The 14610-nt window shown below is 73.8% G+C and carries 14 protein-coding genes; 4 read left to right on the forward strand and 10 right to left on the reverse strand.

Features of this window, described 5'->3' with window-relative positions; all coding sequences use genetic code 11:
- Nucleotides 1-90: 90 nt before the first annotated feature.
- A complete protein-coding gene (locus ACTWP5_RS07330) occupies nt 91-621 on the forward strand; it encodes a DinB family protein (RefSeq protein ID WP_443219929.1) in 531 nt (176 codons plus the stop codon).
- 166 nt (nt 622-787) lie between these two features.
- Here ACTWP5_RS07330 and glnA read toward each other — a convergent pair whose 3' ends face one another.
- The gene (gene glnA / locus ACTWP5_RS07335) at nt 788-2203 is read right to left on the reverse strand and encodes a type I glutamate--ammonia ligase (RefSeq protein WP_443219930.1); all 1416 of its coding nucleotides are present in this window, start codon (nt 2201-2203) and stop codon (nt 788-790) included.
- A 208-nt stretch (nt 2204-2411) separates the two neighbouring features.
- On the opposite strand from glnA, the gene ACTWP5_RS07340 reads away from it, so the two are divergent.
- Nucleotides 2412-2879 carry an RDD family protein gene (locus ACTWP5_RS07340; RefSeq protein WP_443219931.1) on the forward strand — a complete coding sequence of 156 codons (468 nt, stop codon included), beginning with the start codon at nt 2412-2414 and terminating at the stop codon, nt 2877-2879.
- Between the two features lie 350 nt (nt 2880-3229).
- Here the strand turns inward: ACTWP5_RS07340 and ACTWP5_RS07345 are convergent, their stop codons facing one another.
- From ACTWP5_RS07345 to lipB, 4 genes are all read right to left on the reverse strand, one after another.
- Nucleotides 3230-3934 carry a DUF4191 domain-containing protein gene (locus ACTWP5_RS07345; RefSeq protein ID WP_443219932.1) on the reverse strand — a complete coding sequence of 235 codons (705 nt, stop codon included), beginning with the start codon at nt 3932-3934 and terminating at the stop codon, nt 3230-3232.
- A 96-nt stretch (nt 3935-4030) separates the two neighbouring features.
- Nucleotides 4031-4186 (reverse strand): hypothetical protein, encoded by a 156-nt coding sequence (locus tag ACTWP5_RS07350; RefSeq protein ID WP_443219933.1) that lies wholly within the window; start codon nt 4184-4186, stop codon nt 4031-4033.
- A 150-nt stretch (nt 4187-4336) separates the two neighbouring features.
- Nucleotides 4337-5284 (reverse strand): lipoyl synthase, encoded by a 948-nt coding sequence (lipA, locus tag ACTWP5_RS07355; RefSeq protein WP_443219934.1) that lies wholly within the window; start codon nt 5282-5284, stop codon nt 4337-4339.
- A 142-nt stretch (nt 5285-5426) separates the two neighbouring features.
- Nucleotides 5427-6221 (reverse strand): lipoyl(octanoyl) transferase LipB, encoded by a 795-nt coding sequence (gene lipB / locus ACTWP5_RS07360; RefSeq protein ID WP_443219935.1) that lies wholly within the window; start codon nt 6219-6221, stop codon nt 5427-5429.
- A 198-nt stretch (nt 6222-6419) separates the two neighbouring features.
- On the opposite strand from lipB, the gene ACTWP5_RS07365 reads away from it, so the two are divergent.
- Nucleotides 6420-8102: a regulator gene (locus ACTWP5_RS07365; protein WP_443219936.1), complete on the forward strand. Its 1683-nt coding sequence runs from the start codon at nt 6420-6422 to the stop codon at nt 8100-8102.
- Nucleotides 8103-8169: 67 nt separating this feature from the next.
- On the opposite strand, the gene ACTWP5_RS07370 is transcribed toward ACTWP5_RS07365, so the two are convergent.
- From ACTWP5_RS07370 to ACTWP5_RS07380, 3 genes are all read right to left on the reverse strand, one after another.
- Nucleotides 8170-9522 (reverse strand): FAD-dependent oxidoreductase, encoded by a 1353-nt coding sequence (locus ACTWP5_RS07370; RefSeq protein WP_443219937.1) that lies wholly within the window; start codon nt 9520-9522, stop codon nt 8170-8172.
- A gap of 282 nt (nt 9523-9804) precedes the next feature.
- Nucleotides 9805-10821, reverse strand: a complete 1017-nt coding sequence (locus ACTWP5_RS07375; protein WP_443219938.1) for a TIGR01777 family oxidoreductase — start codon at nt 10819-10821, stop codon at nt 9805-9807.
- Between the two features lie 50 nt (nt 10822-10871).
- Nucleotides 10872-11390 (reverse strand): DUF4240 domain-containing protein, encoded by a 519-nt coding sequence (locus ACTWP5_RS07380; protein WP_443219939.1) that lies wholly within the window; start codon nt 11388-11390, stop codon nt 10872-10874.
- A gap of 193 nt (nt 11391-11583) precedes the next feature.
- On the opposite strand from ACTWP5_RS07380, the gene ACTWP5_RS07385 reads away from it, so the two are divergent.
- Entirely contained in the window at nt 11584-12543 is a 960-nt protein-coding gene (locus ACTWP5_RS07385) for an SDR family oxidoreductase (protein ID WP_443219956.1), read from the forward strand.
- Nucleotides 12544-12595: 52 nt separating this feature from the next.
- Here ACTWP5_RS07385 and ACTWP5_RS07390 read toward each other — a convergent pair whose 3' ends face one another.
- Both ACTWP5_RS07390 and ACTWP5_RS07395 read right to left on the reverse strand, forming a co-directional pair.
- Nucleotides 12596-13570, reverse strand: coding sequence for a helix-turn-helix transcriptional regulator (locus ACTWP5_RS07390; RefSeq protein WP_443219940.1), 975 nt, complete (start codon nt 13568-13570; stop codon nt 12596-12598).
- A 264-nt stretch (nt 13571-13834) separates the two neighbouring features.
- Nucleotides 13835-14458, reverse strand: a complete 624-nt coding sequence (locus tag ACTWP5_RS07395) for a GntR family transcriptional regulator (protein WP_443219941.1) — start codon at nt 14456-14458, stop codon at nt 13835-13837.
- Nucleotides 14459-14610 lie beyond the last annotated feature (152 nt).

The following is a 14610-nucleotide window of genomic DNA, read 5'->3' on the forward strand; positions in this document are numbered from 1 at the left end:
GGCCCATTCAGGTCAGAAACTGACCGCTATGGCTCCTAGCGTGGTCGACGACGGGGTGAGGCCCCGGCACCAACGAACGGAGAGCGGAACATGACGGTCGACGAGCTGACTCTCACCGGCGAGCGCGCGGACCTGCTGGCGGCCCTGGGCAAGGCGCGGCACTTCCTGCGGTTCACCACCCGCGACCTCACCGACGAGCAGGCCGCGACGCGGCCCACCGCCAGCCAGCTCTGCCTGGGCGGGCTGATCAAGCACGTCACCGAGGTCGAGCGGGGCTGGGCGGCGTTCATCCTGGAGGGCCCCTCGGCGATGGGAGACGTCACGGAGGTGACGCCGGAGCTCGTCGAGCAGCGGACCCGGGAGTTCCGGCTGCTGCCCGGCGAGACGCTGGCCGGGGTGCTCGCGGCCTACGAGGAGGTCGCCCGCCGCACCGACGACCTCGTGGCCCGCCTGCCCGACCTCGACGCGACCCAGCCGCTGCCGAGCGCCCCCTGGTTCGAGCCGGGGGCGCGCTGGAGCGCCCGCGCGGTCCTCATGCACATCGTCGCCGAGACCGCCCAGCACGCCGGCCACGCCGACATCCTGCGCGAGACCATCGACGGCGCGAAGAGCATGGGCTGACCCGGCGGGAACCCGACGGGGAACCGCCGCGGAGCCCGCCGCGGAACCGCCGGGATCCGATGCCGACCCGGTGAGACCAAAGGGGTGGGGCCCTCCCGTCGCGAACGGAAGGGCCCCACCCGTGGGACCACGGTCGGCCGACGGTCAAAGGACCGTCAGCCGCCTGTCACACGTCGAAGTACAGCTCGAACTCGTGCGGGTGCGGACGCTGCGCCATCGGCGCGATCTCCTTCTCGCGCTTGAAGTCGATCCAGGTCTCGATCAGGTCGGGCGTGAAGACGCCGCCGGCCTGGAGGTAGTCGTTGTCCTCCTCCAGCGCCTCCAGCACGGCCGGCAGGGAGGCCGGGACCTGCGGGACCTCGGAGTGCTCCTCGGGCGCGAGCTCGTAGAGGTCCTTGTCGATCGGCTCGGCCGGCTCGATCTTGTTCTTGATGCCGTCCAGGCCCGCCAGCAGCATCGCCGCGAACGCGAGGTAGGGGTTGGCCGACGGGTCGGGGGCGCGGAACTCCACGCGCTTGGCCTTCGGGTTGGAGCCCGTGATCGGGATGCGCAGCGCGGCGGAGCGGTTCCGCTGCGAGTACACCAGGTTGACCGGGGCCTCGAAGCCGGGGACCAGGCGGTGGTAGGAGTTGACCGTCGGGTTGGTGAACGCCAGCAGCGACGGCGCGTGCCGCAGCAGGCCGCCGATGTAGTAGCGGGCGGTGTCCGACAGGCCGGCGTAGCCCTGCTCGTCGTAGAAGAGCGGGGTGCCGTTCGACCACAGCGACTGGTGGCAGTGCATGCCGTTGCCGTTGTCGCCGAAGATCGGCTTGGGCATGAAGGTGGCGGTCTTGCCGTTGCGCCAGGCGACGTTCTTGACGATGTACTTGTACAGCATGAGGTCGTCGGCGGCCGCGAGCAGCGTGTTGAACTCGTAGTTGATCTCGGCCTGGCCGGCGGTGCCGACCTCGTGGTGCTGCCGCTCCACCTTCAGGCCGGCCTTGATCAGCTCCAGCGTGATCTCGGCCCGCAGGTCCGCGAAGTGGTCCACGGGCGGCGCCGGGAAGTACCCGCCCTTGTAACGGACCTTGTAACCGCGGTTTCCGCCCTCCTCGATGGCGCCGGTGTTCCACGCGCCCGCCTCGGAGTCGATGTAGTAGTACCCGGCGTTCTCCCGGGTCTCGAAGCGGACGTCGTCGAAGACGTAGAACTCCGCCTCCGGGCCGAAGTACGCCGTGTCGGCGATCCCCGAGGAGGCGAGGTACGCCTCCGCCTTCTTCGCCACGTTCCGCGGGTCGCGGCTGTAGGCCTCGCCCGTCACCGGGTCGTGGATGAAGAAGTTGACGTTGATCGTCTTGTCCTTGCGGAACGGGTCCACCCGCGCGGTGGACAGGTCCGGGACGAGCGCCATGTCGGACTCGTGGATGGCCTGGAAACCGCGGATCGACGACCCGTCGAACATCACGCTTCCGGTCGGATCGAAGCTGTCGACCGGCACGGTGAGGTGCTGCATGATGCCCGGCAGGTCACAGAAGCGGACGTCGACGAACTTGACGTCGTTGTCCGCGATGTACTTGGTGATCTCGTCGGGGTTCTGGAACATCCGGATGTCCTCCTAGCCCCACCGCGTGGGCGGGGAATTTCGCAGCTCGGGGAATGGCCCGGCGCGCGGGCCTGCCGAGGGCGACCCTAAAGACATCCGGTTTCTCAGGCATGACCCATTTGTTTCTCCGGTGTTAACCAGGTGACGGCCGGGACGTGGCCCCACGCCCGGTGACCTGCGCGCCACCCCGCCGCGCTACCGTGGACGAATGGACAAGCGGCAGGCGATTGGCTCATGGCTGTCCGGACCGCGCGCTGCGGCCGAGGACATGGGGGTCGATTTCGGGTACCGAGGTGAACGGCTGGGGCTGCCGAAGGAGGGGCAGGGCTCCGTCGCCCCCGTGGGCAGGCGCCTGCTGGCGATCCTCATCGACTGGGCGCTGTGCACCCTGATCGCATACGGTCTGCTCGCCGACGGTCAGCCGGCGGCGGCCAGCAACTGGGCGCTGATCGTCTTCTTCCTGCTGGGCCTCGCCACCGTCGGCACGATCGGCGTCACTCCCGGCAAGCGGCTGATGAACCTGCGCGTCGTCTCCGTCAGCGGCGCGCGGCTGAGCTTCCCGCGCGCGGCGCTGCGGACACTGCTGCTGTGCCTGGCGGTCCCCGCGCTGATCTGGGACCGCGACACCCGCGGCCTCCACGACCGGTTCGCGGGCGCGGTGCAGGTCAGGAGCTGACCCGCGCGGCCTGCTGCCGCCCCACGCGGCCGTTGACCCCCGGCGTCGGCACACGGCGGGGCACGGACCCCTTCGGGACGACGTCACGGCGCCCCTCACGAGGTCACCCTCGTCCCCGACCGGCACCAGGACCGCATGACCCGCGAGAGCCTGACGTGCGACGCGGAAGGCCCCCCGCGCCCGGTGGCCGCCGATCACCGTCCGCCGGTCCTGCGACCCCGCTCGCCGAACGGGCGCGCCCGCGGGCCGTGCCGAAGCCTTCCTGGGAAGGACGGCGGGACCCGCGGGCGGCGCGTCGGACGTTTCGGGAGTCGGACGTTCGGAAGTGCGGGGGAGACGGGGCGGGGCGGCTAGCGCCGGCGCTGGACGTTCCCCTTCGGCAGGCGCATGCCCTTCGGCATCGGGCCCTTCGGCAGCGGCATGTTGCTCATCAGGTCGCCCATCGCGCGCAGGCGGTCGTTGACCTCCGTGACGCGGGGGCCCGAGAGCACCTTCGGGTACTTCATGACGGTGGAGCGCACCTTCTTCAGCTCCACCTGGCCCTCGCCCTTCCCGACGATCAGGTCGTGCACCGGGACGTCGGAGACGACGCGGTTCATCCGCCGCTTCTCGGCCGCGATGAGGGTGCGCAGCCGGTTCGGGTTCCCCTCGCCGACCAGTACCACCCCGCACTTGCCGACGGCGCGGTGGACCACGTTCTGGTTCCGGTCGATCGCCACGGCCGGGGTGAACACGATGCCGCGGCGCATGTTCTCCAGCACCGCGGCGGCGGCGCCCGGCTGGCCCTCCATCTGACTGAACGCGGCCCGCTCGGCCCGCCGCCCGAAGACGATCGCGGTCGTCAGCAGCGCGACGAGGAAGCCGAGGATGCCGAGATAGATCGGGTGACCGATCAGGAAGCCGAACGCCAGGAAGACACCGAAGGTGCCGAGGCCGACGGCCGAGATGATCCAACCGATCCACCGGTCGGCCCGCCGGGCCATCTTGTAGGTCAGCCCGATCTGCTTCAGCCGCCCCGGGGAGTCGGATCCTTGTTCCTTTTCCTTCCGCGCCATGCCGGTCAGTGTACGGGGCCCGCACGGCGCGCAGGACCCGGTGGGGTGGCGGATCGCACCGCCCCCGCCGGGAGCGCCCCGGCGGCCCGCCCCGGGTCAGTCCGCGGCGGCCGTGGCCCGCAGCGCCCGCTCCGTGGCGCGGCGCGCCGCCGCACGCTCCCGGTCCCGAAGGACCGCGGCGTGGGCGTTGCGCCGCGCGTCACGCAGCAGCCGGCTCTCCAGGGCGCGCAGGGTGTCGATCATGGTGCTCATGGACTCAAGTCTCGCCAGGTGTGATTGCCGGCCGGTGACCGGACGGTCAAAGTCGTTCGACAGCTTCGGTGCCACCGGACACGGACACGGACTCGGGACACGGGGTCGGCGGGTGCCGGCCGACGGGTGACGGGACGGGACGGACCCGGCTCAGGCCGCCTCGTCGGAGGACGCCTCACGGTGCGCGACGGCCTGCTGGTACAGCCGCCCGGCGCGGTAGGAGGAGCGGACCATCGGCCCCGACATCACGCCGGAGAAGCCGATCTCCTCCGCCTCCTCGCGCAGCTCCACGAACTCCGCCGGCTTCACCCACCGCTCCACCGGGTGGTGCCGCGGCGAGGGCCGCAGGTACTGCGTGATCGTGATGAGCTCGCAGCCCGCCTCGTGCAGGTCGCGCAGCGCCTGGCTGACCTCCTCCCGCGTCTCGCCCATCCCGAGGATCAGGTTCGACTTGGTGACCAGGCCGTCCGCGCGCGCCCTCGTCAGCACCTCCAGCGAGCGCTCGTAGCGGAACGCCGGCCGGATGCGGCGGAAGATCCGCGGCACGGTCTCGACGTTGTGCGCGAGCACCTCCGGGCGGGAGGAGAAGACCTCGGCGAGCTGCTCGGGGACGGCGTTGAAGTCCGGGATCAGCACCTCCACGCCCGTGCCCGGCACCATCGCGTGGATCTGCCGGACCGTCTCGGCGTACAGCCAGGCTCCGCCGTCCGGCAGGTCGTCCCTGGCCACGCCGGTGACCGTGGCGTACCGCAGGCCCATCCGCCGCACCGAGTCGGCGACGCGGCGCGGCTCGTCCCGGTCCAGCTCCTCGGGCCTGCCGGTGTCGATCAGGCAGAAGTCACACCGACGCGTGCACTGTTCGCCGCCGATGAGGAACGTGGCCTCCCGGTCCTCCCAGCACTCGAAGATGTTGGGACAGCCCGCCTCCTGGCAGACCGTGTGCAGGCCCTCGCGCTTGACGAGGCCCTGCAACTCCCGGTACTCCGGACCCATCCTCGCCCGCGTCTTGATCCACTCGGGCTTACGCTCGATCGGGGTCTGGCTGTTGCGAACCTCAAGGCGCAGCAGCTTACGACCGTCGGGTGCGACAGCGGACACGTCCGCCTCCCTACTCCCTACCGCTTTTGATTCCTCGGCGAACCCCAGCGTACGCCTTCGCTTGTGCTGGTCACGAGCCGGTTCCCGGGCCGTTTCCCGCACCGGTTCCCCGGCCGGGTCCGGGGACGCCTCCGCCACCGGGTCACACGGCCCGGGGGAGGGGCAGCGACTCCTCCAGCACCGCCCTCAGGTGCTTCTCCACGACGGGCAGCACCTCGGTGACGGTGACCTCCCGCCCGAGCTCCTGGGAGAGCGAGGTGACCCCCGCGTCCCGGATGCCGCACGGCACGATCCGGTCGAACGCCGTCATGTCCGGCGAGCAGTTCAGGGCGAAGCCGTGCATGGTCACGCCCTTGGCGACGCGGATGCCGAGGTTGCACAGCTTGCGGTCCTCGCCGCGCTGCCCCGCGTTGGACGGCGCGTACTCGGGGCCGCTCAGCCGCGGGTCGAACTCCTCGTCCCGCTCGACCAGCCGCGGATCGAAGTCCAGCGACAGGCCGCCGCCGGCCGCGGCCGGCCGCCGGTCGATCCCCTCGCCCAGCACCCACACCCCGCTGCGGCCCTCCACACGGGTGGTCTCCAGGCCGAACTCGGCGCAGGCGCGGATCACCGCCTCCTCGATCCGCCGCACGTGGGCGATGACGTCCACCGGGCGTGGCAGCTTCAGGATCGGGTACCCGACCAGCTGCCCGGGTCCGTGCCAGGTGATCTTCCCGCCCCGGTCCACGTCGATCACCGGGGTGCCGTCGAGCGGCCGTTCGTTGTCCTCGGTGCGCCGCCCGGCCGTGTAGACCGGGGGGTGCTCCAACAGCAGGCAGGTGTCGGGCACCTCGTCGGCGAACCGGGCGGCGTGCACCCGTCGCTGCTCCTGCCAGGCCGCGTGGTACTCGACGGCATCGGCTCCGAAGCCCAGACGGACGAATCGCAGCTCGCTCACGGCGGCTCACCTCTCCTGAAAGGCCCATGGCGTCGAGCGCCTCACACAACTCTACGGCGGTCGCGTTCGAGCACTCCAGGCGGCCTCGGGCTCACACATACGGATGAATCCTCGCTGGAGCCGGTGATCGCGCGGTTCAGGACCGTTACATTCACGCCGTTCCAGCCGCACGCCGTAAGGCAGGAGACCGCATCGCTGATGTCCACGGAACGACCTCGAGGCTCGACCTCCTCCCAGACCTCCGCCTCGCCCCAGCGCACGCCCAACCGCCAGCTCGCGGCCCTCATCGCCGAGGCCGGCTTCTCCCACGCCGGGCTGGCCAGACGGGTCGATCAGCTCGGCCTCGAACACGGCCTGGACCTCCGCTACGACAAGACCTCGGTGACGCGCTGGCTGCGTGGCCAGCGCCCGCGCGGCACCACGCCGGCGCTGATCGCCGAGGTGTTCACCCGGCGGCTCGGCCGCCGGCTCTCCGCTCAGGACCTGGGGCTGGAGGCGTGCGCCCCGGTCTACGCGGGGCTGGAGTTCGCGGCGAGCCCCGCCGAGGCGGTCGACATCGTCTCCGGGTTGTGGCGCAAGGACACCGGAAGCTACGCCGAGCTGCGCAAGATCGCTTTCACGCCCGCCGGGCTCGTCGTGCCCAGCAGGGACTGGCTCATCGGCAGACCGGACGACCGGGTGGCGCGCGGCGAGCCCGGCGGCGCCGGCGGCCCGGGGAGCGCCGGCACGCCGGGCGCGGCAGGCGGCCAGGGCGCCGCGGGACCGCTCACCCGGGTCCCCGAACAGGGACGGGGGCCCGGCCGCCCGCCGTCGATGGCCACGCCCGGGGCGCCGGGGCCGCCGGCGGTCGCCGCCCTGACGGCGGCGCCGGGAGCGCCGGGCCTGCCCGTCGGGCGGCCCCTGCGGCCCGGCCAGCTCACCGCCGTGCCCGGCCTGGCGCGCCTGAGCCCGCTCGACCGGATCGACCGTGGGCCGGGCCAGCGCGTCACCGCGGGCGACATCGCGGCGCTGCGCTCGGTGGCCGAGCTGTTCAAGGCCCTGGACCAGGCGTACGGCGGCGGCCACGCCCGGCAGGCCCTCGTGCGGTACCTGGAGCACGAGGTGGAGCCGATGCTGCGCGGCACCTACGGCGAGCAGATCGGACGCCGGCTGTTCTCGGCGGCCGCCGAGCTGACCCGGCTCGTGGGGTGGACGGCGTACGACATCGCCGCCCACGGCCTGGCCCAGCGGTACTTCGTGCAGGCGCTGCGTCTGGCGCAGGCCGCGGGCGACCGCTCCTACGGCGCCTACGTGCTGGTGTCGATGAGCCGGCAGGCGGTCTACCTCGGGCACGGCAGGGAGGCGGTGCAGCTGGCACGCGTCGCCCAGCAGGGCATCGCGAGCTCCGCGCCGCCCACCGTCCAGGCGCTGCTGCACGCCGTGGAGGCGCGCGGGCACGGGCTCCTCGGCGAGGTGCGGTCCTGCACGGCGGCGCTGGCGCGGGCCGAGCGCGCCCTGGAGGCGGCGCGGCGCGGGGAGGAGGTGCCGCACTGGGCCCGGTTCTTCGACGAGGCGCAGCTCGCGGACGAGCTCGGTCACTGCCACCGCGACCTGCGGCAGTACCGCGCCGCCGCGCGTCACGCGGAGCGTTCCCTCCAGCTGCGGGGACCCGCGTACGCCCGCAGCAGGGTGTTCTGCCGGGTGGTGTTGGCCTGCGCGCGGCTGGGGCTCGGCGACGTCGAGCAGGCCTGCGTGCTGGCGAGTGAGGCCGCGCAGCAGGCGTCGGAGATGCGGTCGGCCCGTGCCCTGGAGTATCTCCAGGACTTCGAACGCCGCCTTGAGCCGTACCGGGACGCGGCGCCGGTCCGTGCGTACCGGGAGAAGACGGCGGCGCTGGTCTGAGGCGCCCGCCCGTCCCGTCCCGCCCCGGACACCACACGGGTCGGGGCGGGACGCGGCGCGTCGTGCGTCAGACGCGCTGGTGTAGGCCCGCGTCGGCGAGGAGGGCGTCGGCGGCGCGTTCGGCCGAGGCGAGGTCCCCGGTGAGGCCGGGGGCGTCCCGGTGGTCGCCGCAGACGTAGATCCCGTCCAGCAGCCGCACCCGCCGCGGCCCACGGTACGGCGGCGAGGCCACCGGCACCGCGCGCGGGTCGTGGTGCGTGGCGAGCAGCTCCCACTCCTCGGCGGGCGTGTCGTAGAGCTCCGCCAGCTGGGGGCGGACCGCCTTGTCCAGCAGCTCGGCCGGTTCGGCGGCCCGCGGGCCGAGCACCACGGAGGTGACCAGCCGCCAGCCCTGCGGGGCCCGCCCCGGGTCCGCCGCCGAGGCGACCATCGTGTGGGCGATAGGTCCCCGCCTGGCGGCGTCCACGATCAGCGCGGGCTCTCCGGCCAACGCCGCGGGCGCCGCGTGGTGGAGCACCGTCGCGGGGCGGTGGGGCGGCAGCCGCAGACCCGGCAGGAGCCTGGCCGCCTCGGCGACGCCGGTGGCCACGACGACGGCGCGGCAGCGCACCACGCGGCGACGGCGTGAGGGCCCGTGCGTCGACTCGGTCTCGACGGCGGTCGTCGCGACGCTGACGGCCCGCGTACCGGTGCGGATCGTCACCTCCTGGGGCAGGGCGCCGGCGAGGAGGTCCGGCACCGTGCCGGCGGCGGCAGCGCCGCCCGCCGCCGCGGCGGCGCCGTTCACCCCGCCGTGGGCGGGCGCGGCGGCGGGCAGGGCGAGGCCGCGGCGGGCGAACGCGCGCAGCCGCAGCTCGCCGAGCCGGCTGGAGGAGGCCAGCTCCGGATCCCCCAACAGCGTGGCGAGCAGCGGGCGGAGGGTCCCCTCGGTGACCCGGGCGGGGAGGCCGCGCCGGCGCAGGGCGGCGGCCGCGGTCAGCTCCGGCCCCACCCCGATGCGGGGGAAGTCCGTGTCGCCCGTGCCCACGCGGACCGTGCGGGCGGCGCCGCGCACCAGGACCCCGGCGGTGAGGGGGCGCAGCGGCAGCGGACGGGGAAGCCGCTGCAGCTCCGGGCGGTTGGGGAGCAGCAGTTGGCTGGCGCGGTCGAGGCGGAACCCGTCGCGGCGGTCGCTCGCCATGCGCCCGCCGACGCGGTCGGCCGCCTCCACGACGACGACGCTCAGGCCCGCGGTGCCCAGCCGGTGCGCGGCGAGCAGGCCCGCCGCCCCGGCGCCGACGACGACGACGTCGGCGACGTCCCCGCCCTCGACGGCCTGCCGCGGCACCGGGTGGAAACGGTCGGCGCGGGAGGCGGGGACGGAGGCCTCGGAGCGGTGGTGGGGACGGGGATCGGAACGGGGACCGGGGTGTGGATTCACGCCGTGTGTCCGGCTGCCAGGCACGGGCCCTCCTGGTGAGAAGCGGTCGGTGCGGTGCGAGCGGCGGTACGGGACAGGCCGTGGGTGAGCCTGTTCGAACTGATGCCCGCTCGTGGCACGGGAAATCCCGGCCCGGCAGACCATCTCAGGGCCGGACGGACGGCGTCAGACGCGCACGGACCGGGTATTGACGCACACCCAGCGCACACCGGGCGTGTTCGGGCGCCCTACCGGGCGCCCCCTCCGGTCTGCTGGTCCGGCGGCGGCCGGAGGCCGGCCCGCTCAGGCCAGGGCCGCGCGCAGGGCGGCGTCGATGCCGGGGTGGGAGAAGGTGAAGCCCGCCGCCAGCAGCCGGGAGGGGAGGACGCGCTGGCTGCCGACGACGTCCTGGGCGAACTCCCCGACGACGACCCGCAGCAGCGGCGTGGGCACGAAGAAGACCGTGGGCCGGTGGAGGGCGCGCCCCATGGCCCTGGTGATCTCGCGGTTGGGAAGCGGCTCGGGACCGGTGAGGTTCACCGGCCCCGACAGGCCCGTCTCCTCGCGCAGCAGGAAGCGTTGCGCGGCGACGTGGTCGTCCAGCGAGATGAAGCTCCAGTACTGCCGGCCGCTTCCGAGCCGGCCGCCGAGGCCGGCCCGGAAGATCGGGAAGAGGCGGCCCCAGGCGCCGCCGGAACGGGCCACCACCAGGCCCGTGCGCAGCAGCACGGTCCGCACGCCGGCCCCTTCGGCGGGCGCCGCGGCGGCCTCCCACTCCTGGGCCAGCTCGGGCAGGAAGCCCGTGCCCGGCCCCGCGTCCTCGTCGACGGGCCGGTCGCTGTAGCCGTAGTAGCCGATCGCGCTGCCGCACAGGAACGTGCGGGGCGGGACGTCCAGGGAGGCGATGGCCTCGGCCACGGCGGCCGTGCCCACCACCCGGCTGTCGCGGATCTCCCGCTTGTAGGAGGCGGTCCAGCGCCGGTCACCGACGCCGGCCGCCGCCAGGTGCACCACGGCGTCGCAGCCGGTCAGCGCGGCGACCGTCACCTCCCGCCGCCGTCCGCTCGGGTCCCACTCCGCCTCGTCGCCGGCCCGCGGCGGACGCCGCACCAGCCGCACCACCTCGTGCCCGTCGGCGCGCAGCGACCGCACCAGGGCGGAGCCGATCAGGCCGGAGGAGCCCGTCACGGCGATCCGGGCGGGACGGGCGCCGGCGGAGGCGTCGCCGGCTGGCTGCCCGGGCTCGTCGCGCTTCGCGGGCTCGTCGGGCTTCCCGGGCTCGTCGCGCTCCTCGGGTCCGGTGGGGTGCGTGGGCTGCATGGGCACATCCTGACGCGTCGTCGCGCCGGCCGCGACGCGGGGTGGGGTCGTCAGACGCGGAAGCGGGCCCAGAGGCGCGGGTAGGTCTCGGCCATGGCCTCCTCGTCTTCGAACTCCGGCGGGGTGCCCTCCGGCTCCTGCGGCGGCTCGGGCAGCCCGAGGTCCGGGAGTTCGACGCCGGTCAGCTGCTCGTAGGCGTCGTAGGCCGCGTAGCCGAGGTCCTCCGCCTCGCCGTCCCTGGCCTCGTCGAACCGCTCCAGCAGCACACCCAGCGAGTCGGGGTCGTGCAGCGCGCCCTCGAAGACGTCACGGCCCTGGCCGATGAGCCAGCAGCGGAAGTTCTCGAAGGTGTCGTCGCCGGCGCCGTCGAGCATCACCCACGCGGCACCCCACAGGTCCCAGCGGAACGCCCGGTTGAAGCGGGCCTCGAAGTGGCGGGCGAAGTCGCTGACCGTCTCCGGGTCGAGCCGGGTCAGCCGGTCGACGAGCAGTTCGGCGTGGGCGTCCGGATCACCGCCCGCGGCGTCGCGGGTGCTGTCCACGATCTCCCAGAACTCCGTCTCGTCCATCACTGCTCCAGCATCCGCGCTTAGACGCCGCCGCGCACTCCGTGTCGCCCGGACAGCGCACCGAACGGAACGACGGACGGAAAGTCGGACAGCAGGTGTCGTGTTTCGGTGGAAGCCTCGGTGTCCGTCACGGCACTACGAGGAACGTGAGGGGGCCACACACGTGGCGGACGAGAGCACAACGGCGGCGAGGGTGACGGCGACGGGCACGGGGGACGGGCGGGGGCCGCTCGCCGGCCGCGTCGCCCTCGTGGCCGGCGCGACGCGCGGCGCGGGCCGCGCGATGGCCGTGGAGCTGGGCCGGGTCGGGGCGATGGTCTACGTCACCGGCCGGACGACCCGGGACCACGTCAGTGAGGTCGGACGGGCGACCGAGACGATCGAGGAGACCGCGGAGCTCGTCACCGAGGCGGGCCGGGAGGCCGGCGGCACCGGCATCGCCGTGCCCACCGACCACCTGGTGCCCGAGCAGGTCAGCGCCCTGGTGCGGCGGATCGACACCGAACAGGGCCGCCTCGACGTGCTGGTCAACGACGTCTGGGGCGGCGACCACCTCCTCTCCTTCCCCTTCAGCGGCCCGATGTGGGAGCAGGACCTGGCCGGCGGCCTGCGCATGCTGCGCCTCGGCGTCGAGACGCACCTGGTCACCAGCCACCACGCCCTGCCGCTGCTCACCCGCCGACCGGGCGGGCTGCTGGTGGAGGTGACCGACGGCACCGCCGAGTCCAACCGGCGCTACCGCGAGCACCTCTACTACGACCTGGCCAAGAACGCGCCGATCCGCATCGCCTTCGGACTCGCGCAGGAGCTGGGCGAACGGGGATGCACGGCCGTGGCGCTCTCACCCGGCTGGCTGCGGTCGGAGGCGATGCTCGACACGCACTTCGAGGTGACCGAGGAGACCTGGCGCGAGGGGATCGCGAAGGACCCGCACTTCGCGATCTCGGAGTCGCCGGTCTACGTCGCGCGGGCCCTGGCGGCGCTCGCGACCGACCCCGAGGTGGCCCGCTGGAACGGGCAGTCGCTCGACAGCGGACGGCTGGCGCGGGAGTACGGCTTCACGGACGCGGACGGGTCCCGGCCGGACGCCTGGGGGTACATCGCCGACGTGGTGTACGGCGGCAGGGAGGCGTCCGCCGAGGACTACAGGTGAGCCCGGGGAGGCCGGCCGGGCGGGCGGTCCGCGCGCGGCGGCGGGGCCGCCGTCACGCGTAGAGGGCGGCGGCGCGGGCCGTCGCCTCCGCGAAGCGGCGACGCAACGACGCGGGGGCGAGGACCTCGCCCTCGGGCCCGAGCCCGAGGAGCTGGCTGAAGGCCACGTCGTGGGACTCGACGGGCAGCGTGACGGTGACGCGCCCCTGCTCGTCGGGCTCCCCGGCCTCTGCCAGCGCCTCCTCGGCCGCGACGCGGTCGGTCAGGTGCCGCACCACCCTGGTGCCGGCCGGTGTCAGCCGCAGCACCACCTCCGCCCGCAGGATCGAGCGGGAGAACGCGGCCGCCCGCTCCTCCCAGAAGGCCGGCAGGTCGAACGTCTCGTCCCGCTCGAAGTGCTGGCCGGCGGGCTCGGCGCGGCTGAGGCGGTCCACCCGGTAGACCCGGAAGCCGTCGGAGGGGGGCACGCCGGCCGCCAGGTACCAGACCCCCGCCTTCAACACCAGCCCGTACGGCTCCAGCAGCCGCTCCACCTCCGCGCCGTCGCGCCGCCGGTAGCCCACGGTCAGGCGGCGGTCGTCCCACACGGCCTCGGCGACGGCGGGCAGCAGCTCGGGGGTCTCGGAGGGCTGCCACCAGCCGGGCGCGTCGAGGTGGAAGCGCTGCGCCGCGGCCTGGGGGGCGTCGCGCAGCTCGGGAACGAGGGCGGCCGAGACCTTCAGCCGGGCGGCGGAGGCGGCGTCGGCCAGGCCCATGGCGTGGAGCGCGGTCGGGACACCGGAGAGGAAGAGGGCCTCGGCCTCGCTGCGACCCAGGCCCGTCAGACGGGTGCGGTAGCCGCCGACCAGGCGGTACCCGCCGGTGCGGCCACGGTCGGCGTAGACCGGGACACCGGCCTCGGAGAGGGCCGCCACGTCCCGGACGACCGTCCGTTCCGAGACCTCCAACTCCGTCGCGAGCTCGGCGGCGGTCATGGCCCGCCGGGTCTGGAGCAGGAGGACCAACCTGATCAACCGGGCCGCGCGCATGCGCTCCATGATGCCGGTGGGGCGAGGAGGGGCCGGCGGCGCGGGGGTGGGAACACCCGTGAGGCCCTGGCCCCGTGCTTCGGCGCGACGTACGGGACCCGGGCCTCGGGTGGGAACCGCGCTGCGGGCAGGACAGGGAGTGCGGCGCGGTCCGTCTTTCGAGAACGACTCTAAGCCTTTGATCGATGATCGATCAAAGCTTTGGACCAAAAAAATCGGCGAATCGGAGAAATTGGCACGCTGTGCCACGCCTCCGGGCCCGCCTCAGGCACGCGGTGCACAGTTCAGGACGTGCCCCTTCACCAGCTCACCGATCCGCGGGTCCCGGCGCACGAACGCGTCGATGAGCTCCTGGTGCTCCTCCGCGTAGGACTGCTGACGGGTGCCGAGCCAGCGGATCGACAACGCGGTGACCACCTCGATGCCGAGCGACTCCCAGGTGTGGAGCAGCACGCTGTTGCCCGACGCCTTCACCAGCTCGCGGTGGAACGCCACCGTGTGGCCCACCTGCGCCTCCGCGTCGCCCGAGAGGTCGGCGCGGGCGAGCGCGGCGACCTCGGGCTCCAGCGCGGAGACGTCCTTGGCCAGGCGCTCGGCCGCGAGCTCGGCCGCGATCTGCTCAAGGCCCGCCCTGACGGGGAAGATCTCCTCCAGGTCGCCCGCGGTCAGGGCCCGCACGCGCACGCCCTTGTTCGGCGAGGACTCGATCAGCCGCAGGGACTCCAGCTCGCGGAGCGCCTCGCGCACCGGCGTCTGGCTGACCTGGAGTTCCAGGGCGATGCGCCGCTCCACGATCCGCTCGCCCGGCTGCCAGCGGCCGCTGACGATTCCCTCGACGATGTGCTCGCGGATCTGCTTGCGCAGCGAGTGGATGACGGGCTGGCTCATGTAGGGCTCCTCTCGGGGAGGCTCACGTCTCGGGGCTCACAGGGGTCTACAACGCTGACGTCACCGGCGTCGCTGACGTCGTCCGCGGCGCCGGCTCCGCCGACTCCCGCCGCGCCGGGCGGGACCACGGCACACGGCCGCGGCCCACCCCA

Source organism: Streptomyces sp. 4N509B, from assembly GCF_052245655.1.
Classification (GTDB): domain Bacteria; phylum Actinomycetota; class Actinomycetes; order Streptomycetales; family Streptomycetaceae; genus Streptomyces.